Here is a 22471-nt window from a genome sequence, read left to right as displayed (position 1 = left end):
AGCGAACTAAAAAGTTCGCTTTTATTATTAAGCTTCTCGCATAAATTCTTCACATTTTTCAACCATATTTTTACTTCCACAAATAAAAGGTACACGTTCGTGTAATTCGGTTGGTTGAATATCTAAAATTCTATTGAATCCATCACTTGCTTTACCTTTAGCTTGTTCTGCTAAAAAAGCCATGGGGTTACATTCATATAATAAACGTAATTTACCATTCGGGCTTTTAGAACTTTGTGGATACATATAAATACCCCCTTTAATCATATTTCTATGAAAATCGGAGACTAAAGACCCAATATATCTCGAAGTATAAGGCCTATCTTCTTCATCTTTTTGGCAGTATTTAATATAGCTTTTTATACCTTGGGGAAATTGAAGATAATTCCCTTCATTCACGGAATAAATATGTCCATCTTCTGGAAATTCCATGTTTGGATGCGACAAATAAAAAGAGCCTATTGCAGGATTTAAAGTAAATCCATTTACACCATCGCCAGTCGTATAAACAAGCATGGTTGATGTTCCATAAACAATATAGCCCGCCGCCACTTGTTTATTACCTTTTTGTAAAAAATCTTGAAGAGTTACTGGTGTTCCAACTGGCGTGATACGTCTATAAATTGAAAAAATAGTACCTACAGATACATTAACATCAATATTTGAAGAACCATCTAATGGGTCAATTAAAACAACGTATTTATTTTGATGGTTTTCATCTTGGCTGTTTACCGAAATGAAATCATCTTCCTCTTCACTGGCAATACCGCAAACTATATTTCTTTTTATGAGGGTTTGAATAAACTTCTCGTTAGCATAAACATCTAGTTTTTGTTGGTTTTCCCCTTGAACATTAATCTCCCCAGCAGCACCAATAATATCAACCAATCCTGCCTTATTAACATCATGATTTACTATTTTTGCAGCTAACCGAATGGAATTAAGAAGGCTAGATAATTCACCTGAAGAATATTTAAAAGATGTTTGATTTTCAATAATAAATTCTCCTAAAGTTTGTATTTTTTGAGACATACACTAGCTTTTAATACTACAAATATCTATTATTTTTTTACAAACTACAACGTTTTCGATATAGATTCCCCTCTAAACTATTCAACTTTAAACTATCTTTGAAATAATTTAAAAATATTATGAGTTTCACAATAAGAAAGGCTAAAAAAGAAGATATGCCACAAGTATTGCAATTAATAAATGAATTGGCAATATTTGAAAAAGAACCTGATGCCGTAGAAATTTCAGTAACGGATTTGGAACATGATGGCTTTGGCGAATTTCCTCAATTTGAATGTTTTGTTGGCGAAATAGACTCTAAAATTGAAGGGATTGCTTTGATTTATAATAGATACTCTACTTGGAAAGGCAGAGCTATTCATCTTGAAGATTTAATTGTTCGAGAAGCTTTTAGAGGTAAGGGTCTTGGTACCGCCCTTTTAAATGAAGTTATTAAACACGGTCATAATTTAGGTGTCAAACGGATTAATTGGGAAGTATTAGATTGGAATGAACCTGCCATAGCATTTTATGAAAAAAAAGGCGCTAAGGTTATGCGCGATTGGGATGTGGTTCAACTTAGTAAACAAGGTATAAAAGAATATATATCAAAATTATAATATGCAAGTATTTAAATTTGGTGGCGCATCTATAAAAGATGCCAATGGCGTAAAAAATGTGGCTTCTGTATTGCACAAAGTAGGTTATAAAAACACATTAATTGTTGCTTCTGCTATGGGGAAAACCACCAATGCTTTAGAAGTTGTTATTAATAATTATTTTAACAATAAAAAGGAGCTTCAAAGTTCCATTCAAGATGTTAAAAAATATCATAATGCCATTTTATTAGATTTATTTGACGATGAAAACCATGCTTCATTTAAAAAAGTAGCCACTCTTTTTGATGAATTGAGTAGCTTTTTAGACATTAATAAATCCCCTGATTACAACTTTGTTTATGATCAGATTATTGGTTATGGCGAATTGGTTTCTACGGTTATTATAAGTGAGTATTTCAATAATATTGGAATAAAAAATAATTGGATTGACGCCAGAGAACATATTAAAACCGATAATTATTATAGAAGAGGCAATGTAAATTGGGAAGAAACCCAAACCTTAATTACAAATAATTTTAACAAATCTATTTTAAACATTACACAAGGGTTTTTAGGCAGTGACGCCAATAATTTCACCACAACATTAGGCAGGGAAGGCAGTGATTATACTGCGGCTATTTACGCCTACTGCTTAAATGCCGATAGTGTAACTATTTGGAAAGACGTACCTGGTGTATTAAATGCAGATCCTCGCTATTTTGAAAATGCCCAGCTGCTTAACAAAATATCTTATAGAGAGGCTATAGAATTGGCCTTTTATGGTGCTTCTGTTATTCACCCAAAAACATTACAACCTTTACAACAGAAAGAAATACCTTTATATGTGAAATCATTTTTACAACCAGATGAACCTGGTACTATGGTTGGTAAAGACCTTATTCTTGAGCCTAATATTCCTTGTTTTATTGTAAAAAAAAATCAAGTTTTAATTTCTTTGTCATCCCTAGACTTTTCATATATCGTTGAAGAAAATATTAGTGATATTTTCAATAAGTTACATACGTATAAAATGAAGGTAGATGTCATTCAAAATTCTGCTATTAGTTTTTCTGTTTGTGTCGATAATATTTATAATAATCTTGAAAAATTATTACTTGATTTAAAGGCTAAATTTAAAGTTACTTGCCATGAAAATGTATCACTTTACACCATAAGGCATTATAATAAAAACGCTATCAGTCAATTAGAAAAAGGCAAAACTATTTTGTTAAAACAATTAACGGAGGGCACTGTTCAAATGGTTACTAAATAAATAATTTTCTAATTTTTATTCTTTAAAAACAGACTAAGTATTTTAAAGTTTAAACTAGCTGAGGACAGCCCATAAAGTGAGAAAAATGAAAAAAATTGATTAGGTTTGTACCCATGTCTAAAAAGGAAGATATAGGTTTAGTTTCGGCAAAAGAAATAGCCAAGGTCATAAACGTTGACAACTATGGTTTTATAGGAACGTTTATTGGTTGGATATTAATGAAGGTTTTAAAAATATCTACAATCAATAAATTCTACACAAGAAATAAGCATTTAAAAGATGTTGATTTTTTGGATAGTATATTAGATGAGTTTCAAATTAAATTTGAAATACCAGAAGAAGATTTAAAACGATTACCAAAAGATGGCGCTTACATCACGGTCTCCAATCATCCACTTGGTGGTATTGACGGTATTTTACTTTTAAAATTAATGCTAGAGCAGCGTAAAGATTTTAAAATTATAGCCAATTTTTTACTGCATCGTATTGAGCCATTAAAGCCTTACATCATGCCTGTAAATCCTTTTGAGGATAGAAAGGACGTAAAATCTAGCATTTCGGGCTTTAAAAATGCTATTGTGCATTTAAAAAATGGTTGCCCATTAGGCATTTTTCCAGCTGGTGAAGTTTCTACCTATAGAGATGGTAAATTAATGGTAGATAGACCTTGGGAAGAAGCTGCCATGAAATTGGTAAAAAAAGCTGAAGTCCCGGTGGTTCCTATTTATTTTCACGCTAAAAACAGTCGTCTATTTTACAAACTATCTAAAATTAGTGACACGTTAAGAACTGCTAAATTACCATCGGAAGTATTAACACAAAAACGTCGGGTCATTAAAGTTAGAATAGGAAGACCTATTTCGGTTGCCGATCAAAAAGAATACCCGACTCTTGATGAGTTTTCAGAATTTTTAAGGCGTAAAACCTATATGCTTTCTAATTCCTTTGAAGAAAAATCAAAAATTTTAGATAATATATCTTCTACCTTAAAAACACCTAAAATACCAAAGCGAATAGTCACTCCCGTAAATGTTGCTATTATGGAAAAAGAAGTAGAAGTGCTTCGAAAAAATGATTCCAGACTTTTACAAAGCAAAAACTTTGAAGTGTTTTTTGCTAAACCAGACGACATACCAAGCATATTAAGAGAAATTGGCAGATTACGTGAAATCACCTTTAGAGAGGTTGGAGAAGGCACTAATGAAGCGATAGATTTAGACGCGTTTGATACTTATTATCACCATATGTTTCTATGGGATAATGAGAGTAAGTTAATTGCAGGCGCTTACAGAATGGGCTTAGGCTCCAAAATTTTTGAGCGTTACGGGATTGACGGTTTTTATTTGCAAGATTTGTTTAGGTTTGAACCCGAACTTTATAAAATGATGAGCCAATCCATAGAAATGGGCCGTGCCTTTATCATTAAAGATTACCAACAAAAACCCATGCCTTTATTTTTGCTTTGGAAAGGTATTGTTCACATTACGCTGCGACATCCTGAACATAAATTTTTAATTGGTGGCGTAAGTATAAGCAATCAGTTTTCAAATTTCTCAAAATCGTTGATGATTGAGTTTATGAAATCGCATTATTACGACCCTTATATTGCCCAATATGTCCATCCTAAAAAAGAATTCAAGGTTAAATTAAAAGATGCCGATAAAGATTTTGTGTTTGATGAAACTGAAGCCGATTTAAACAAATTTGATAAAGTTATTGATGAGATAGAACCAGGAGCATTACGCCTACCTGTGTTGCTTAAAAAATACATTAAACAAAATGCCCGTTTAGTCGCCTTTAATGTGGATCCTTTATTTAATAATTCGGTGGATGGTTTAATGTACATTAAAATAGCAGACTTACCCGAAAGCACCGTAAAACCTGTTATGGAAGAGTTCCAAGCGGAGTTGGAACGTAAGTTTATGGAGAATAATGTAGAGGATTAAAAATGCTCTTCAATAAAATTTTTAAAATACTCTTTAATTTCTTCCCTAGCTATTAAAAAAGCAGCATGTTTTTCTTCATCTGTTCCAACAACTTTTGAAGGATCAAAAAAATTATGATGTAATCGTATAGCATTTTTGCTTGGTATATATGGGCAGTTCTGATGAGCATGGTCACAAACGGTGATGATGTAATCGAAATTCACCTCTTTATATTCATCTACATTATTAGATGTGTGATGGTCTATACTAATCCCATCTTCTTTCATAATAGCTAAAGCTCCCGGATTTAAACCATGTGTTTCAATCCCCGCACTATATACCTTTACTTTTCTAGTATCTAAAAAATGATTTAAATAACCATGTGCCATTTGGCTTCTACACGAATTCCCTGTGCATAACACTAATATGTTTTTCATCGTTTCTGTCATTGACTTCGTCGAATCTTCGATTTCCCTTACAAACAGGAATCTATTTTTATTATCTCAATCTTGTGGATTCCTGCTTTCTCAGAAATGGCAAACATATTGCTTAACAACAATTTCCATCTGGTGAACAACAAGGTTCGTTATTTTCAACAGTCTCTAAAACTTTCGAGACACCACAAATGTCACTGGCTTTACATTGTGTTTTTTCAATAGCCAATTTAAATATAAGTCTCTTGTCTTCTATTTCGAAATCGTTAACAAACAGTTGTGCCGTATGAAATTTGGCATTACCATACTCAAATTTCACTTCAGCATCTAAATCATATGGTTTCATTTTACCGACTTTTTTAAGAATTCCCAAAGCTTTGTAAACCGATAAATAATCCATCTTACCCAATTCATTTGGACTTTCCCAAAGTTGAATGATAGTCTCTTTCCAAGAATCAGTTTGTGAACCACAATCTACAGAATCTACCCTAATATGCTTTACTTCTGTAATATGGTAATTAGCGCCTACAAATTGATTTGCAGCATATTCAAAGAGTAAAGATTTATCTTGATTTTGCTCTAATACTTTAAATAATTCCAGTGTTTTCATACTTAATTTTTTTAAGATTTAGATTTCCGCTTTCGCAAAAATGACGTTTAAAGATCTAACAACATTTTGATTTTGTAGTATTAAAAAATTGGTTTAGTTGACTTTGTATCTCGCTCCAACGCTCAACATTAATACAATAACACATACTTTTCCCTTCTACTTCACCTGTAAGTAACCCAATGCTTTTTAACTCCTTTAAATGCTGGGAAATAGTGGCTTGTGCCAAACCAATTTCATCAACCAAATCATTACAAATACAGGCATTTTGGCTACTTATATATTGCAAAATGGCAACTCGAGCAGGATGCCCAAGCACTTTAAAAAACTGAGCCAAATCATTTTGCTTTTCCGTAAATATTTGTGTTTTTGTAATTCCCATGTTGTTATTTTAATATTGCAATATTACGATATTAAATTTAATTAAAAAAGCCAAAGTTTAATTTTTGGCTTAGTGATTTTTAAAACCAAGGCTTTTTGCCTACTTGGTAAGTTAAGTAAAATTCTTCGTCAGATTTTGTTAGGTATATAATGCCTTCTATAAAAGGTATTATTCCTGCTATCCCACAAGTTACTATACTTATAATAATTTGTATTATTCCTTCTTTAGTATAACCTAAAATAAATTTATGAATTCCTAAAGAACCTATTAAAATAGCAAGAATTCCCGCGACTAATTTTTTATTATCGCCAGAAGCAACACTTTTTGCACCGTCGCTAAACTCTTTAGCAGTTTCTTTGGCTTCATCTGCCATGTTGTTTAGATCATCTTTAAAATTATTTTCGTCAGACATGATTTGTTGGTTTTATAGTTAGAACATAAATGTAATAAAAATTTGAATTAATTTATAAGTAACTCGTTATCTTAATAATAAAATAATGCCTCCAACTACCGTTACCACTATTATAAAACGTCTGTAATTTAAATTCGAAATTAATCTCACTATATAAGCTCCCACAAAAAAGCCAAAAACTACAGCTGGAACTAATATCGAATTCAATGTAAGCGTTTCTGTAGTTATCGTTTTCCAAACGAAAAAGTGAAAAGGCAACTTGAAAACATTAATAATAAAAAACACCCAGGCTGCTGTACCAATAAATTCATTTTTTGGCAACTTAATAGCCAAAAAATAAACATTAGCTATGGGACCTGCCAAATTGCCTATCATAGTAGCAAAACCCGCCATAAACCCAGAAGTGTATGCGAATAATCTGTTATTTGGGATGGTTTTTTTTCTATTTTCAGTATAAATCATGATAAGAACCGAAACAATAATGATAGTGGCCATAATTCTTTTAAAAAGAATTTCGGAAACATCATTTCCCAACCAAACTCCAACTAAAACACCCACAATCATAAATGGGATTAATTTAATTATATAGTTCCATTGCGCATGGCGGTTATAATAAATAACGGCCAATATATCTGCACATACCAACATAGGCAACAAAACACCTGTCGATGCTTTTTCCCCAAAAACAAAAGCTAGTATTAAAACTATAATAATGCTTATACCGCTAATTCCTGATTTTGAAACACCTAATAAGAAACCTGCTAAAGCTATAGCTAGCCATTGAAAAACTGATAAATGAAACGATTGAAGAATTTGTATATATTCCAATATGTCTTGTTTTTATTTTTTAAAAGCTTTTTCGTAAATTGAAATCCATTCCTGTGGGGTTATTTTTTTACATAATTCCGCTATTAAATCATAAGGAATGTCATCAATATATTTAAAACGTATACAGCTTTTACCCATATCTAATTTACGCTTGCTATACTTAATGAATTCAGCCACAAACCAATCGTGTAACTCTGGTTTTGCATACATACCCATATGATAAAAATTAATAGAACTTTTCTGTGAAGCAATATTTAAAAACGGCAATGGTAGTTTAGGGTCGCAATGATACCCATTCGGATAAATTGAATGAGGCACATAAAACCCAATCATACCATAACTTATACCTTCTTCAAAACCTTTGGGTAAATTGGCTTTTATTATATTTCTTAATCTATTTATAGGCTGTTTTCTATCTTCAGGAAGCTGACTGATGTAATGTTCTATAGAATCTGCTTGGTATGGCATTTTTAAAATTTCACTTAAATAATTATAAAAGTAAATATTATAATTATTTAAGATGAATAAACTTATAATATATTGGTATTGAAGCTTTAAATTCTTAACTTTTCTATATATTTCTTATTATATTGCCTAAATTAATTCCAACAACACTAAATATTTTTCTAATATTATGAAATCAAATAATCTATTTATTCTCTTAGCTCCTTATTGTTTCTTTATCTTCATGAATAGTTTCGCACAAGATAAAGAAGCAAGACCATTTACTGGTATCGAGATCGTGTCTAAGCCAGAAATTTATAAAAACAAAACGTTCAAAGAAAAGGATTTGAGCGGTTATTTATTGGTTTATTTTAAAGATCAATCTCAATCGGCTTACATGGCCTTTAGCCCAGATGGCTACTCTTTTACTGATCTTAATAATGGTGAACCCATTTTTATAGGCTCGGAACTTGCGGAACAAAAAGGGGTTCGCGATCCTCATATTACAAGAGGCCCAGATGGTGCTTTCTATTTAGCTATGACCGATTTACATATTTTTGGTAAACGAGCAGGCTTCAGGGAAACCGAATGGCAACGCCCTCAAGAAAAATATGGCTGGGGAAATAACCGTGCGCTGGTTTTAATGAAATCTTATGATTTAATACATTGGTCACATTCCGATTTTCGGGTAGATTTAGCATTCCCTGAATTGGGTGATATCGATTGTTCTTGGGCACCAGAAACCGTGTATGATCCCGTTGCTAAAAAAATGATGGTTTATTTCACCATACGTTATAATAATGATTATGCAAACATTTATTATTCTTATGCTAATGATGATTTTACCAAACTGGAAACAGTACCTAAAAAAATTGAGAACATTGGTGGTATTGATGCCGATATAACCAAGGTTGGTGACACATATCACATGTTTTATGTATCGAAAGCTTCTATTCACCATGCTGTCTCAAACAAAATAAATGAAGGTTATGAACCTGAAGATATACGTATTGATCCTAACACCGTTTCAACCGAAGCACCTAATGTGTTTAAGCGTTTAAGAACCGATACCTATGTATTGATGTATGATGTTTACGGTGCACGCCCCAACAATATGGGTTTTAGTGAAACTAAAGATTTTAAAACCTATACCCATCTTGGTAATTTTAATGATGGCGTGATGAAAACTACAAACTTTGAAAGACCAAAACATGGCGCCATTACTTATTTAACTAAAGCCGAATTAAAAGCTATCGCCGAACATTGGAAAGTTAATATCCCGATGGATTAATTCTAGTTTTTCAAGAATACATTAGAATATTTATTTTTTAGCAGGAATTTCCGATGGATTTTAACAGAAAAGAACTGATTTCTGATCAAAGCATAAAAAAAACAATCGTTTTTTATACTTCAAGAGTACTGTCGTAAAAAAATAAAAAATCTTGATATGATAAAAAATTTTACGTCTTGAAGTAAGCAATAATTCCCTGATAAAACTTTAACAATGAAAAAAATTAGACTCCCCTTTTTATTAATCTTCATTTCAAACTTATTATCAGCACAGAATAAATCTGATATTATTCAATTTGATAATTCACTAAATCAGTTTTATAATGTGCGAGATTTTAATATTTCAAAAGACGGAAATGAAGCATTTTTCACTATACAAAGCCCCAATCAGGAAATTTCGCAACTGGTCTGTATCAAAAAGGAAAATAATAAATGGTCAAAACCAGAATTATTACCCTTTTGTGATTCATATATGTATTTAGAACCATTTTTATCATTTAATAATAACCGATTGTTTTTTGTTTCTAACAGACCATTAAATGACTCTATTAGTACTAAAAAAGATTTTGATATCTGGTATGTAGAAAGAAATAACAAAGAGGATGCATGGTCGGATCCCATTAACATAGGAGACCCCATTAATTCAGAATTGGATGAATTTTATCCTTCCGTTAGTAAAAACAACAATTTATATTTCACAATGGTATCTCCTAAGGGTTTTGGAAAAGATGATATTTATTTTTGTAAATGGGAAGGCGATAAATATTCAAGCCCCGTTTTATTAAACGAAAACATAAATAGTCCTGGTTATGAGTTTAATGCATTTATATCAGAAAAAGAAGATTTTATAATTTTCTCAAAATACAAAGAAGAAGATGGTCAAGGAAGTGGTGATTTATACATTTCCAAAAAGGATGGCAATGGAACATGGAAAAAAGCAACAAATTTAGGGACTCCTATCAATACTGAATATATGGAATATTGCCCATTTTATGATGAGAAAAACCAAATATTGTATTTTACAAGCAAACGAAATGACTTAAAACCAAGAAAATTTAATACTATTTCAGATTTCAATAAATACATTAACGAAAGCAATAACGGTTTAAGTAAAATATATAGGGCCTCTTTTAAAATTGAATAAAACTATTGCCAATATAAAAATGATGCTTCTGTAAGTGTTTAATCAAAGGTTATGGTCTTTCTGATGTTTCTTCCAACATCCTCGCTCACAAACACTCCACTTTCCAAGACATCACTAAGCGTTAAACAAAAAAGAAAACCGCCTAAAGAACGATGTCTTTAAACGGTTTTCAAAACTAAATAACCAACCAAAAATCTATATTTTAACCCTCGTGTTTTCTCTTGGGTTGTCAACTTTATCTTTTCTAAACTTACGTAACTTATCTTTTTGTGTCACAGTTTTATCTTTTGCATTACTTTCTTTTAGATATTGTATATATCCTCTACCTACAAACTCATATACCGTTCCAGAACTTGGATGATATAATTCTATCTTTCCATCATTAATAACGCTCAATTCGAAATGTTCATTGTTGAAGAAATCATAATCTAATGTTAAAGTTTTTAAATAGGCATCTCCACTAATATTACCAACACCATAAACCCCTGTATAATCCCAATATAAATTATTGATATTGCTACCATTAGCATCTTGAGAACTTCTAAACTCACTGTCATTACCGCCAGCTAAAAACTGTAAATAATTTTCATTATCAAACTCATTGATGGCTCCAAAATTACTGGTGTATGTTTTTTCCCAAGCTCCATATTCTTGCAAGAAGTAATGAATGTTATCATAAAATACAAAATCGTAATCGAAATTGCTACGTTGGTAACCATCTAAAAAATAAGACGTATCGTTATTAGGGTTGTACAATTCAATGGTATTATTATCAATTTGATAGACATCAAAAGTTGAAAACCCATCAATATCATGGTTAACATCTAAAATCATATCATAGGCATCATAACTTGCTACATCGATACCAAAACCATTTCCACTGGAACCTATTCCAACCAAATTATTATTAGCATAAAGAACTCCGTTTCTAAAAGATATGGTAAATGCCTTTTGCAAAAACGGCGTGGTTCCATAACCTTGTGTTCTATTAACATCTACATACCACAACTCATAAGAATTCAATAACTGATTTATAGATATAGTCGGTTGTGGTTCATCGTAATCATTAACTTGCACAGAACAAGATGTAAAAAGGGAGGTTACTAATACCACACTTAAAAGTAATTTTATAGTCTTCATAATCAAACATTTTTAGGATTCATACATAATGGATTTCAAAACACGTGCCAAAAAATTTTTGTTAATGTTTTCTTCACCTGCCTTTCAGTAATATTTTATGTATTTTTGAAGTGTTAACAATGACATTATTTATGGATACTCCTTTAAAATATGCTGTTTTTGGTGCAGGTAGTTGGGCAACGGCTATTGTGAAAATGCTTTGCGAAAATTTAAATGAAGTAGGTTGGTATATGCGAAGTGTGTATACAAAAGAGCATTTATTACGAGAACAACATAACCCTAATTATTTAAGTTCGGTTGAATTTCATATGGAACAACTTAAGCTTAGTAATGATATTAATGAAATAGCAACCTATGCCGATGTATTAATTTTTGTAATTCCTTCTGCTTTTATGCATAGCGAATTAGAAAAATTAACGGTTGATATTTCTGAAAAAACCATTGTATCTGCTGTAAAGGGCATCATGCCAGAAACGGGGCTTTTGGTTGGTGAGCATTTTCATGAATTTTATAAAGTCCCTTACGATAATATTGCTGTTATTGCAGGACCTTGCCATGCCGAAGAAGTAGCGTTAGAGCGTTTATCATATCTAACGATTTCATGTTCGGACTCCGTTAAAGCCAAAGCGATTGCTAAAAACTTATCTAGCGACTATATAAAAACCAAGATTAGTGACGATATTATTGGCGTTGAGTATGCCGTCATGCTGAAAAATATTTACGCCATCGCAGCTGGAATTGCACACGGTTTGGGTTACGGCGATAATTTCCAAAGCGTGTTAATGAGCAACTCGATACGTGAGATGAAACGTTTTATTCGCAAAATGCATAAAATGAAACGCAATATCAATAACTCGGCTTATTTAGGTGATTTGTTAGTCACGGGTTATTCCATTTTTTCTAGAAACCGCATGTTTGGTAATATGATAGGGAAAGGCTATACGGTAAAATCGGCTATCATGGAAATGAGCATGGTTGCCGAAGGCTATTACGCTACCAAAAGTGCCCATTTGCTTAATGAAAAGAACAAGCAAAAAACAAAACTTCCTATTATAGATGCGGTTTATGAGGTTTTATACGAAAATAAAAATCCTAAAAAAGTGTTTAAAAAGTTAACGGAGAAGTTGGATTAAAAAACTCTCCTCTAGCTCCTCCAAAGGAGGAGAACTTGCCATTCTTCCCTTTTAGAAAATATCTGCAAGACAATGGCTTTATTTCACCAAAACACCCCTAACTTCCATTAAAGGAATTGGTTGCAATGCCTTTAAGTTAATAGTGTTTTTTCTAAACAAAAAGGTTTTGTCAAACATCTTGTTGCCTTCAAAAAAGGAGACTTTAAAGGTGTTGTTTAATGCAAATAATGCTTCTTGCATCAACTCGATTTTGGCATAACTTTTTTTAGGTAATATATCCAACTTTTTTCTGAATGTAGAGGTTATTTTTTCTTCATTATAACCATTAGTAACGATAAGGACCATCTCTAAATCAATGACTTTATCATTTATAATATAGGCATTCCAATCATTTATTTTGTAAATATCATTGTATTCATAAACAACGGCAACATATACGTCTTCTACCTTGGGAATCTCAATATCTTTTTTCATGTTGTAAAAATAAACAAACTATTCAAAATAAGCATTTGAATAACTATCACTACAAATTCCTTTTAGGTTGTGAATTATTAAATGTTCTAGTAGCTCTTTATTAGAATAAACATCAAAAATGTTGCTTTTTTTATAAGCGATATCATCTATTCTTAAAAAGTACAAATCGCAAACCAATTTTAAGTTAACATGGTCTCTAAATAATCTTTTGCTCTGTGCTTCAAGCAATAAATTATATACTTTTTCATAAACAATGTAATTTCTAAACGTTTCAAACACCTCACTTGCCTTCGGATAGTATTTTTTCAATCCGAATATAAATGAGGGTTTAAAACATTTAAAATAATCAAATCCAATTTTATAAATTTCTATAATCTTAACAATTGGATCGGTATGTTGAAGTACAGCTGAATCCATATCGTTTTTGATTTTTTTAATCAAATACCCAACACTCTCCGACACTAAATCTTCTTTATTCTTAAAATAATTGTAAATCGTTTTTTTAGACATACCCATTTGACTCGCAAGCTCATCTAAAGTGAAACTTTTGCTGCCAAACTTTGTAAAGTTTGTAATAGAACATTCCAAAAGTTCAGATTTACTAATCATTTTCTTTAATTGTTACTTCCAACCACCACCAAGGGCTTCATAAAGGTTTACAACCGATAATAATTGCTGTAATTTACTATCTATAACATTCAATTCAGCACTTAACTCACTTTGTCTAGCTGTTAACAAATCTAAATAATTGGCATAGCCGTTTTTTAACAATTCTTCGGAATTGCTTTCTGCATTTCTTAAAGCTTCAACTTCATTTTGTCTATACTCAAATTTTTTAGTTTCAGCTTTGTAAGTGTACAATGCATTCGAGACTTCGTTACCAGCTACTAAAAGTGATTTTTTAAAATTTAATAAAGCTTCTTCTTGTTGTGCTTTAGCAACTTCATTTTGAGTTTTTATTTTTCGCTGATTGAAAATAGGTTGCGTTAAGCCTCCAACAATAGTGGCAAACAGAGAGTTGGCATTAAGCAATTGATCTAAATCCAAACTTTGAAAACCACCAGTTGCTGTTAATGTTAAGGATGGGTAAAAATTGCTTCTTGCCACGTTAGTTAACTCGAATGACTGAATCAAATTATATTCTGCAGCCATAAGGTCTGGACGATTACTTAACAAGGTTGCGGGTACCCCAAGTTTTAAATCGGACTCCATGACTTGAGCATTTATATCACTTCTTTCAAAGGACTGAGGTGTTTTTCCCAACAAAATGCTTAGGGTATTTTCTGTTTTAAAAATAGCCGTTTCTAAATCCACTTGAAGTGCTTTCGCATTATTATACTGAGCAATATTTTGGTCTACCGCAACTTGATTTACTTGTCCGGCATCTTTTAATGCTTGAATGGTTTCCACACTACTTTCGCGTGTTGCAATGGTTTGTTTTGTTATGGCTAATTGTGCATCTAAAGCCAACAATTGATAATACGTTGATGCAATACTGGATACTAATTGTGTTTTCACAGCTTGATGTGCGGCAACACTTTTTAAATAACTTGCCTGAAATGCTCGTTTATTGCTTCTTATTTTTCCCCAAATATCGGCTTCCCAAGATAGAGCCCCAGATAATTCATATTGGTCTAAAGCACCATTAAAAAAAGAACCAAATTGACTGTTTCTTGCTAATTCTTGATGTGTCATAGCGGCCTTTGCGTTTAATGTGGGCAAGTAACCCGCTTTGCCTTGTTTTAAATAAGCTTCAGCAGCTACTATTTGTTGGATGGCAACTCGAATGTCAATATTATTTTCAAGACCTTCATCAATATAGTCATTTAAATAGGGATCAGTAAACATGCTTTTCCAAGACACATCTGCCATCGATAAACTATCGGTTGGCAAATGGTCTGTTCTGAATAAATTTTGAGTTTCATTCAATGTTGGTCGCTCATAACTCTTGGCTACAAAACAACTTTGTAATGTAAAAGCCATGACGATAATGAGTACTGCTTTACCAAAAAATTTGTGTTTTATTATAGATTTCATAGTGTTATTCTTCAATAGTTTTAATAGCTGGTTTACTTGAAATTCTTTCTTGTAACCATTGAAATAAAATAAATAGAATAGGGATGACAAATACACCCAAAATGGTACCAATAAGCATCCCTCCGGCAGCCCCTGTACCAATGGATCTGTTTCCTGCCGCACCCACACCTTTAGCCAAAGCTAATGGCATCAATCCTAAAATAAAGGCAAATGAAGTCATTAAAATCGGACGTAAACGTGTTTTGGCCCCATGGATAGCGGCACCGACAATGGATTCACCGTTTTCCCTTCTTTGTCGCGCAAATTCAACAATAAGAATAGCATTTTTCGCCAATAAACCAATAAGCATGATTAGGGCGATTTGGAAGTAAATATTATTCTCCAATCCTAAGAACTTTGTGCTTACATAAGCTCCAAAAACTCCAAAAGGTATAGAAAACACTACGGCAAGAGGTAAAATATAACTTTCGTATTGAGCACATAACAAGAAATAAACAAACAGAATACTTAACACAAATATGAACGTTGTTTGGCTTCCTGCATTCACTTCTTCTCGGGTTAAACCCGAATAGGAAACGGTATAATTATTTGGCAACTTTGCAGCTTCTTCTTCAATAACCTTAATAGCATCACCTGTACTATATCCTGGGTTGATAGCACCACTTATGGTTGCGGAATTGAATAAATTAAAACGGGTTACCGATTGTGGTCCATATACACGCTTTAATGTGATGAACTGTGTAATTGGGGTCATCTGCCCAGAATCTGTTCTAACATACATGCCGTTTAATGCATTAACATCTGTTCTATCTTCTGGCAATGATTGAATGTATACTCGAAATTGTTTTCCAAATCTTGAAAAATCTGAAGCATAAACACCTCCTATATATCCTTGTAGGGTAGAAAAAATACTGTTGATAGCCACTCCCTTTTCCTTGGCTAAAGGCACATTGACTTCCATCTCATATTGAGGATAGTTCGTGTTAAAAGGTGACTGCGCATATTGTATTTCTGGATGTTTCATTAGAGCACCCATAAACTGTTGATTATAGCTACTCAATGCTGTAAAATCACCACCAAATTTATCTAGTAAATTAACTTCAAAACCGGCAGAATTACCAAAACCTTGAATACTAGGAGGGGCAAAGAAAACAATAGTGGCCCCTGGAATTGTTGAAGCAATCCCAAATAATTGCCCCGTAATAGCCGTAGTAGATAATGACGGATCTTCGCGCTCTTCCCAATCTTTCAATTTAATAAATCCAATAGCATAATTACTTCCACTACCACTCAACAAACTTCTTCCTCTAACAAACGATACACCTTCTACGCCTGATATATTGTACGTTTTATTATATAATTTCTGGGTTATTTCATTAGTTCTATCTAAAGAAGCACCTGCGGGCAACTCAATATTAGCAAAAATAATCCCTCTATCTTCATTAGGAACAAATCCTGCTGGGGTTGTTTTTGATGCCCAAAAGATACCTACAACTGCTATAATTAATAACACGGCTGAGATCCATTTCTGTTTATAAAGAAACTGGAGTGATCTTCCATACTTTTCAACAGTAGCATTAAATCCACGATTAAAAAGGGCATGAAATCGTTGTATAGGATTTTTACTTTTTAGCTCCTCATCTTCATTATGTGATTTTAAAAGTAACGCACATAAAGCTGGACTTAAAGTTAAGGCATTTACAGCAGATATAAGAATGGCTATAATTAATGTGACCCCAAATTGCTTATAAAAAACCCCGGTAGGCCCCTCAACAAAAGTTACAGGAATAAAAACCGCCGCCATAACCAATGTTATAGATATAATAGCTCCTGATATTTCGTGCATGGCATCCAGTGTGGCTTTTTTAGCATTCTTCTCACCATAGTCTAACTTGGCATGCACAGCTTCAACCACTACAATGGCATCATCGACCACAATACCAATGGCCAAAACAACCGCAAATAAGGTTAACAAGTTTATGGAATAGCCAAATAAGTTTAAGAAGAAGAACGTTCCAATAATAGATACTGGTACAGCAATAGCTGGTATTAAAGTTGACCTAAAGTCTTGTAAAAAAAGAAATACCACCAAGAATACCAAAAAGAATGCTTCAACTAAGGTGCTGACTACTTTATCTATAGAGGCCGTTAAAAACAAACTGGTATCATAAGGAATAAAAATATCCAGTCCTTTTGGTAAGTCTTTTTTAACACCATCTAAAGTGATTTTTATATTTTCAATGATTTCTTGTGCATTCGAGCCTTTTGTTTGAAAAATACCCATAAAAACGGCTGGTTTACCTAAACTCATAGCCCCTGAACCATAAGATTGTGCATCTAACTCAATAGAAGCAACATCACTTAATCGTAACAACTCTCCATTAGGAAGTGCTTTTACAACTATATCAGCGTATTGCTTTTCTTCTTTAAAACGTCCTTTGTATTTCACAACATATGAAAACGCTTCACCACTATTTTCTCCTAAAGAACCAGCGGCAGCTTCTAAGTTTTGTTCTTTTAAGACTCCAGTTATGTCGGAAGGAATTAAGTTATACGCCGCCAATTTTTCTGGTTTCAACCAAATACGCATGGCGTAATCTTGTTGAGAAAATACATTCACATCTCCAACACCATTAATTCGTTGAAGTGCAGGAATCACATTAATTTTTAAATAATTCTGAATAAATGTGGCATCATAGTCTTCATTATCTGAATAAAGGGACAAAAACATCAACGCACTTGTTTGCTGCTTTTGTGTAATGACACCAATTTGCTTTACTTCTTGAGGCAACAAAGAATTAGCTCTCGATACTCGATTTTGAACGTTTACAGCGGCAACATCGGCATCCACATTTTGATTAAAATATACAGTGATATCTGCACCTCCATTATTGGAGGCTGTCGAGGTGATATAGGTCATTCCCTCAACACCATTTATTTGTTCTTCAATGGGAATGATGACACTCTCCAAAACCGTCTCTGCGTTGGCTCCGGGATAGGAGGTTGTTACCTTTATGGTTGGTGGAGCAATATCTGGATATTGTTCTATGGGCAAGCTTGAAATACTTATGAATCCAAGCAATAATATAATGATAGAAATAACTGTAGAAAGTACAGGTCTTTCAATAAATGTTTTTAGCATGATGGAAAGGTTCTAGTTTTTAAATAATGGGCTAATGGGCTTAATAATACTATCGAAAGGAACGTTTTGTGGCGTAATGGGCATGTCATTTCTTAACTTCCCAATACCTGTAACTACAATTTTATCGCCTGCCTTAACGCCAGATTCTACAACATATAAATTATCAACTCGACCTTTAATAGTGATTAAAGCAGATGTAATCGTGTTGTTTTCTCCCACTTTAAAAATCACAATATGACCTTGTTGATCTAGCGTTGCCGCTTGTGGTATTACTATGGCATCTTCATACACAACAGGGATTTTAATTCTACCACTGTTACCATTGGTTAATAATTGATTTGGGTTGTTAAATAGCGCTCTAAAACTTACTGTTCCGGTGCTTCGGTTGATTTGCCCTGTACTTGTTTGGATTTTACCTTTTTCAGGATAGGTATTTCCATTGGCCAATAACAAACTCACTTCTGGAAAATTTTTGATTTTTTCATCCAAATTTTTCCCTTTGGTATTTTGCAAAAAGTTTAAATAATCTGCTTCGTTTAAATTAAAAAATGCATATACTTGTTGTATGTCACTGACAGTGGTCAATGGCGTGGCATCATTCGGACTTACCAAAGAACCTTCTCTAAAATTAATGGCTCCCACATAGCCGTTGACCGGACTCTTTACCGTGGCATAATCAATGTTTGCTGAAATACTACTGTAATTGGCTTTGGCCTGTGCCAAATTAGCTTTAGCCGTTTCCAATTGTACAGGACTGATGATATTTTTTTCAACCAGAGGAATTAATTTATCAACCTCAACTTGTGCAACATTAATTCTTGCTTTGGCTGCACCCGCATCCTGACTTAAAGATTGTGTTTCCAGTTTGAATAATATTTGTCCTTTATGCACTTTCTGGCCTTCATCTACGTATACTTTTTGAACGTAGCCTGTTGCTTTTGCTCGTACATCACTATTTATGATGCCTTCGATATTGGTTGGGTATTCTTGACTTCCCGTTACTGTTTTACTTTCCAATTGCGATACTGGAAAGGCAGCCGCCTGAGTTTGTCCCGCTGGTTGATTGGCATCTTTATTGCCGCAACTTGATAACATAAGCGCTGTTAAACTTGGAATTAGTATTGATTTTAGGTTGATATTTCTCATTATTGATTGGTTAAAATTTATTGTTTTTCTCTGCTATTTTTGTTCGTAATTTTAATACTGCTTTTGTGACTTCTTCACAAAATTCAATGAAATTGTCATGTAATTCTAAATCGAATTTTGAATCGTCGTCTAAAACCCCAGACGCATTCACTTTTTCCTTATATTTTTTAATTTCAAGATGCAACTCCTTTTCATTGTCCCAAGATGCTATCATGGCATCAATGTTTTGACATACAGAATCTTTATTGATAATGAAATATTTCTTTCTATCTCCAAGTTTTGTGAAATAGACAATTTTCTTTAAATCATGTAAATGATTCAAATGGGTAGAAATAGTGCTTTTACTAGCACATAGGTCTGATACCAAATCTTCAAATGTGGTTCCCGATTTTCCTTTAAGAATAATATACGCTTTGATTCGAGCTGCGACAGGTGCCAATTGGTCTTTAGTTTCTAATAAAATTCCCAACTTTTCAATAAGAGCACCTCTATGTTGACAAGTAATCATGTTTAAAAAATTTTCGCAAAAGTACAATTAGTTCGGAACTAACCGAACCAAACGAAGTTAAATAAATGTTAAATAAAAAAACCGATTAAAAATCGGTTGATTTTTATGAACTTCATTTAAAAACTATAGTGCTGATTTAAACTGTTCCAAGAAGCGAACATCATTTTCACTCAACAATCTAATATCGCTTATTTGGTGCAATAACATGGCAATACGGTCTATACCCATACCAAAAGCAAAACCAGAATATTCTTTAGAATCTATTTTACAATTCTCTAATACATTGGGATCCACCATACCACAACCTCCAATCTCTAACCAGCCTGTTCCTTTGGTAATTCGGTAATCCGCTTCTGTACTCAACCCCCAATACACATCTATTTCAGCACTTGGCTCAGTAAATGGAAAATAGGATGGACGTAAACGTATTTTAGATTTTCCGAACATTTCGGTGGTGAAATATTGAAGTGTTTGCTTTAAGTCTGCAAAACTCACATTCTTATCTATGTACAAGCCTTCTATTTGATGGAAAAAACAATGAGAACGCGCCGAAATCGCTTCATTTCTATACACACGACCTGGAGAAATGGTACGGATAGGGGGTTGGTTATTTTCCATATAACGCACTTGAACAGAACTGGTATGCGTTCGCAATAAAATATCTGGATGGGTCTGAATAAAAAACGTATCCTGCATATCGCGTGCTGGATGATACTCAGGTAAGTTTAAAGCAGTAAAGTTATGCCAATCATCTTCAATTTCTGGTCCCTCACTTACATTAAATCCAATATTTGAAAAGATATCAATGATTTGATTTTTAACTATAGAAATAGGATGTCTTGCTCCAATTTGAATGGGTTCACCAGGACGAGATAAATCGTTGTAAATACCTTTTACGACTTCTTTGCTTTCTAACTCTTCTTTTAGGGCATTCACTTTATCTTCAGCCGTTTTTTTAAGCGTATTGATAACTTGACCAAATTCCTTTTTTTGTTCGTTTGCTACATTTTTAAACTCGGCAAAATAGTCATTAAGCAATCCTTTTTTTCCTAAATACTTTATTCTGAAAGCTTCAATCTCTTCTTTGGATTGTGCTTTAAAGGCTTCGGCTTCAGCTATAAGTTCTTTTATCTTATGTATCATAATATCAATTCAAAAATGATGGCAAATTTAATTAAATTATCGTCATTATAAGGAGGAAACGATGAAGTAATCTGTGGAAAATTAAACAGATTGCAAAACTAATTAATGAAATTGGATTCTAAAAAATAGTTAACAATGGCTTCTTTCATTAAAACAGCTTGTTCTCCAGCTTTTAAGTGTGGTAAGGTTGCTAATGCTTTGTAATGTGGCCAACCTTCATTATCTACAAAATCCAATTCGTAATAACCGTAAGGCTTTAGCAACTTACAAATGGCAATATGCATTAAATCTAACTTTTGGTCTTTTTTAAATGTTTTGTCTAATTGCCCAAGTTCTTGTATACCTATTAAATAAATAATAGCATCCAAATCTAAAGTATCTCCATCTGCAAATTGATTGGATAGTTTTTTTACTACCAAATCCCAGCGTTCTTTTAATTGTTCGTCTCTAGCCATTTTATTGCACTTTATAAAGTGGCAAAGTTAACTTATATTTGATAAAAATATTTATAATATGAGTGTTTTAGATATTGGCTTACTTGCTTTGTTGATTTTAGGACTGATACGTGGTTTTATACGTGGTTTTTTTGTTGAATTGGCCTCTCTTGTTGCTTTAATTGCCGGAATATATGGGGCATTCCATTTTAGTAATTTTACAGCTTCATTTTTAAAAGATAAAGTGGAATGGGAGGAAAACACCGTTAATATTGTGGCTCTTATATCGACTTTTGTAATCATTGTTTTAATAATTTCTTTAGCGGGCAAAGCTTTAACAAAATTAGCGGATTTTGCTATGTTGGGCTTAGTCAATAAAATATTTGGAGCTGCTTTTGGTGGTTTAAAATTAGCATTAATATTAAGTGTGTTCTTAATTGTTTTAGATAAAATGCATGCTAATATTATGTTTGTAAATGATAATGACAAAGACCAATCTGTGCTTTACAACCCTATAAAATCTTTAGTCCCCATGATTTTTCCTAATATTATTGTTAACGGTAAACCAATAGGTGAAGAATTAAATGAAGACGAATTAGAGGACACTAATTCAAAATAAACTGATAATCTATATCGTCAACATTTAAAAAAAGAGCTGTTTTCTTTTTTAAAACCAATGTTTTTAACTCTTCTATTTCCTGTCTATTAAACATTAAGACAATGTTTTGATTCATGGAAGTAATGGGTATTTTTCGTTTAAATCCTGTATGGGCATAATTAATTTCCCAATATGCAATATCAATTTCTAAAAGGAAATTTTTCAATTTTATAAATTGAATGGAATTAAGCTCAAAATATAGATTATTAAATTCTAAATGATAGCTGTTACAAGTGTTGCAGAATGTAAGTTCACCGCTTTTTACTTTTGAAATTGTTACAAGACTATGGCACATATGACATTTATT

At 32.7% G+C, this 22471-nt stretch carries 24 protein-coding genes; 7 read left to right on the top strand and 17 right to left on the bottom strand.

What is annotated here, in order from left to right:
* Nucleotides 1-27: 27 nt before the first annotated feature.
* Nucleotides 28-1032, bottom strand: coding sequence for a class 1 fructose-bisphosphatase (gene fbp, locus DKT72_RS11915; RefSeq protein ID WP_111308968.1), 1005 nt, complete (start codon nt 1030-1032; stop codon nt 28-30).
* Between the two features lie 119 nt (nt 1033-1151).
* Here fbp and DKT72_RS11910 point away from each other — a divergent pair, with 119 nt between their 5' ends.
* The 3 genes from DKT72_RS11910 (at nt 1152) to DKT72_RS11900 (ending at nt 4829) form a co-directional block, all read left to right on the top strand.
* Complete coding sequence (locus tag DKT72_RS11910; protein ID WP_111308967.1) at nt 1152-1631, top strand: GNAT family N-acetyltransferase; 480 nt, start codon at nt 1152-1154, stop codon at nt 1629-1631.
* A 1-nt stretch (nt 1632) separates the two neighbouring features.
* Nucleotides 1633-2883 carry an aspartate kinase gene (locus DKT72_RS11905; RefSeq protein ID WP_111308966.1) on the top strand — a complete coding sequence of 417 codons (1251 nt, stop codon included), beginning with the start codon at nt 1633-1635 and terminating at the stop codon, nt 2881-2883.
* Nucleotides 2884-2996: 113 nt separating this feature from the next.
* Nucleotides 2997-4829, top strand: a complete 1833-nt coding sequence (locus DKT72_RS11900) for a GNAT family N-acyltransferase (RefSeq protein ID WP_162623307.1) — start codon at nt 2997-2999, stop codon at nt 4827-4829.
* Here DKT72_RS11900 and DKT72_RS11895 read toward each other — a convergent pair.
* The 6 genes from DKT72_RS11895 to DKT72_RS11870 form a co-directional block, all read right to left on the bottom strand.
* Nucleotides 4826-5245 carry an arsenate reductase ArsC gene (locus DKT72_RS11895; protein WP_111309001.1) on the bottom strand — a complete coding sequence of 140 codons (420 nt, stop codon included), beginning with the start codon at nt 5243-5245 and terminating at the stop codon, nt 4826-4828. The genes DKT72_RS11900 and DKT72_RS11895 overlap by 4 nt on opposite strands.
* Nucleotides 5246-5357: 112 nt before the next feature.
* A complete protein-coding gene (locus tag DKT72_RS11890; protein WP_111308965.1) occupies nt 5358-5852 on the bottom strand; it encodes a DUF6428 family protein in 495 nt (164 codons plus the stop codon).
* A gap of 55 nt (nt 5853-5907) precedes the next feature.
* Nucleotides 5908-6231, bottom strand: a complete 324-nt coding sequence (locus DKT72_RS11885) for an ArsR/SmtB family transcription factor (protein ID WP_111308964.1) — start codon at nt 6229-6231, stop codon at nt 5908-5910.
* Between the two features lie 79 nt (nt 6232-6310).
* Nucleotides 6311-6643, bottom strand: a complete 333-nt coding sequence (locus DKT72_RS11880; RefSeq protein ID WP_220628119.1) for a TM2 domain-containing protein — start codon at nt 6641-6643, stop codon at nt 6311-6313.
* Between the two features lie 66 nt (nt 6644-6709).
* Complete coding sequence (locus tag DKT72_RS11875) at nt 6710-7471, bottom strand: sulfite exporter TauE/SafE family protein (protein WP_111308963.1); 762 nt, start codon at nt 7469-7471, stop codon at nt 6710-6712.
* A 12-nt stretch (nt 7472-7483) separates the two neighbouring features.
* A complete protein-coding gene (locus tag DKT72_RS11870) occupies nt 7484-7939 on the bottom strand; it encodes a DUF1801 domain-containing protein (protein ID WP_111308962.1) in 456 nt (151 codons plus the stop codon).
* A 166-nt stretch (nt 7940-8105) separates the two neighbouring features.
* Between DKT72_RS11870 and DKT72_RS11865 the strand changes: the two genes are divergently transcribed.
* Together DKT72_RS11865 and DKT72_RS11860 are read left to right on the top strand one after the other, a co-directional pair.
* Entirely contained in the window at nt 8106-9206 is a 1101-nt protein-coding gene (locus tag DKT72_RS11865; RefSeq protein ID WP_220628118.1) for a glycoside hydrolase family 43 protein, read from the top strand.
* Between the two features lie 213 nt (nt 9207-9419).
* Nucleotides 9420-10349, top strand: coding sequence for a PD40 domain-containing protein (locus DKT72_RS11860; RefSeq protein WP_111308961.1), 930 nt, complete (start codon nt 9420-9422; stop codon nt 10347-10349).
* A gap of 195 nt (nt 10350-10544) precedes the next feature.
* Here DKT72_RS11860 and DKT72_RS11855 read toward each other — a convergent pair whose 3' ends face one another.
* Entirely contained in the window at nt 10545-11489 is a 945-nt protein-coding gene (locus tag DKT72_RS11855; protein ID WP_111308960.1) for a nicotinic acid mononucleotide adenyltransferase, read from the bottom strand.
* Nucleotides 11490-11620: 131 nt separating this feature from the next.
* Between DKT72_RS11855 and DKT72_RS11850 the strand changes: the two genes are divergently transcribed.
* Nucleotides 11621-12622 (top strand): NAD(P)H-dependent glycerol-3-phosphate dehydrogenase, encoded by a 1002-nt coding sequence (locus tag DKT72_RS11850; RefSeq protein WP_111308959.1) that lies wholly within the window; start codon nt 11621-11623, stop codon nt 12620-12622.
* A 78-nt stretch (nt 12623-12700) separates the two neighbouring features.
* Here the strand turns inward: DKT72_RS11850 and DKT72_RS11845 are convergent, their stop codons facing one another.
* From DKT72_RS11845 to DKT72_RS11810, 8 genes are all read right to left on the bottom strand, one after another.
* Nucleotides 12701-13096 carry a hypothetical protein gene (locus DKT72_RS11845; RefSeq protein ID WP_111308958.1) on the bottom strand — a complete coding sequence of 132 codons (396 nt, stop codon included), beginning with the start codon at nt 13094-13096 and terminating at the stop codon, nt 12701-12703.
* A gap of 18 nt (nt 13097-13114) precedes the next feature.
* On the bottom strand, nt 13115-13705 hold the full coding sequence (locus DKT72_RS11840; RefSeq protein ID WP_111308957.1) for a TetR/AcrR family transcriptional regulator: 591 nt from the start codon (nt 13703-13705) through the stop codon (nt 13115-13117).
* A gap of 12 nt (nt 13706-13717) precedes the next feature.
* Entirely contained in the window at nt 13718-15133 is a 1416-nt protein-coding gene (locus DKT72_RS11835) for an efflux transporter outer membrane subunit (protein ID WP_111308956.1), read from the bottom strand.
* A gap of 4 nt (nt 15134-15137) precedes the next feature.
* Nucleotides 15138-18275 carry an efflux RND transporter permease subunit gene (locus tag DKT72_RS11830; RefSeq protein ID WP_111308955.1) on the bottom strand — a complete coding sequence of 1046 codons (3138 nt, stop codon included), beginning with the start codon at nt 18273-18275 and terminating at the stop codon, nt 15138-15140.
* A 12-nt stretch (nt 18276-18287) separates the two neighbouring features.
* Nucleotides 18288-19421: an efflux RND transporter periplasmic adaptor subunit gene (locus DKT72_RS11825; protein WP_111308954.1), complete on the bottom strand. Its 1134-nt coding sequence runs from the start codon at nt 19419-19421 to the stop codon at nt 18288-18290.
* A gap of 10 nt (nt 19422-19431) precedes the next feature.
* The gene (locus tag DKT72_RS11820; protein WP_111308953.1) at nt 19432-19929 is read right to left on the bottom strand and encodes a GbsR/MarR family transcriptional regulator; all 498 of its coding nucleotides are present in this window, start codon (nt 19927-19929) and stop codon (nt 19432-19434) included.
* Nucleotides 19930-20052: 123 nt separating this feature from the next.
* A complete protein-coding gene (locus tag DKT72_RS11815; RefSeq protein WP_111308952.1) occupies nt 20053-21072 on the bottom strand; it encodes a phenylalanine--tRNA ligase subunit alpha in 1020 nt (339 codons plus the stop codon).
* 98 nt (nt 21073-21170) lie between these two features.
* Nucleotides 21171-21527 carry a hypothetical protein gene (locus DKT72_RS11810; RefSeq protein ID WP_111308951.1) on the bottom strand — a complete coding sequence of 119 codons (357 nt, stop codon included), beginning with the start codon at nt 21525-21527 and terminating at the stop codon, nt 21171-21173.
* Between the two features lie 58 nt (nt 21528-21585).
* Between DKT72_RS11810 and DKT72_RS11805 the strand changes: the two genes are divergently transcribed.
* On the top strand, nt 21586-22125 hold the full coding sequence (locus DKT72_RS11805) for a CvpA family protein (RefSeq protein ID WP_111308950.1): 540 nt from the start codon (nt 21586-21588) through the stop codon (nt 22123-22125).
* Here DKT72_RS11805 and DKT72_RS11800 read toward each other — a convergent pair.
* Nucleotides 22112-22459 carry a DUF6686 family protein gene (locus DKT72_RS11800; RefSeq protein WP_111308949.1) on the bottom strand — a complete coding sequence of 116 codons (348 nt, stop codon included), beginning with the start codon at nt 22457-22459 and terminating at the stop codon, nt 22112-22114. The genes DKT72_RS11805 and DKT72_RS11800 overlap by 14 nt on opposite strands.
* Between the last annotated feature and the right edge of the window lie 12 nt (nt 22460-22471).

Origin of the sequence: Confluentibacter sediminis, assembly GCF_003258355.1 — a bacterium.
Lineage (GTDB): Bacteria > Bacteroidota > Bacteroidia > Flavobacteriales > Flavobacteriaceae > Confluentibacter > Confluentibacter sediminis.
This window is presented reverse-complemented; position numbering and strand designations above follow the sequence as displayed.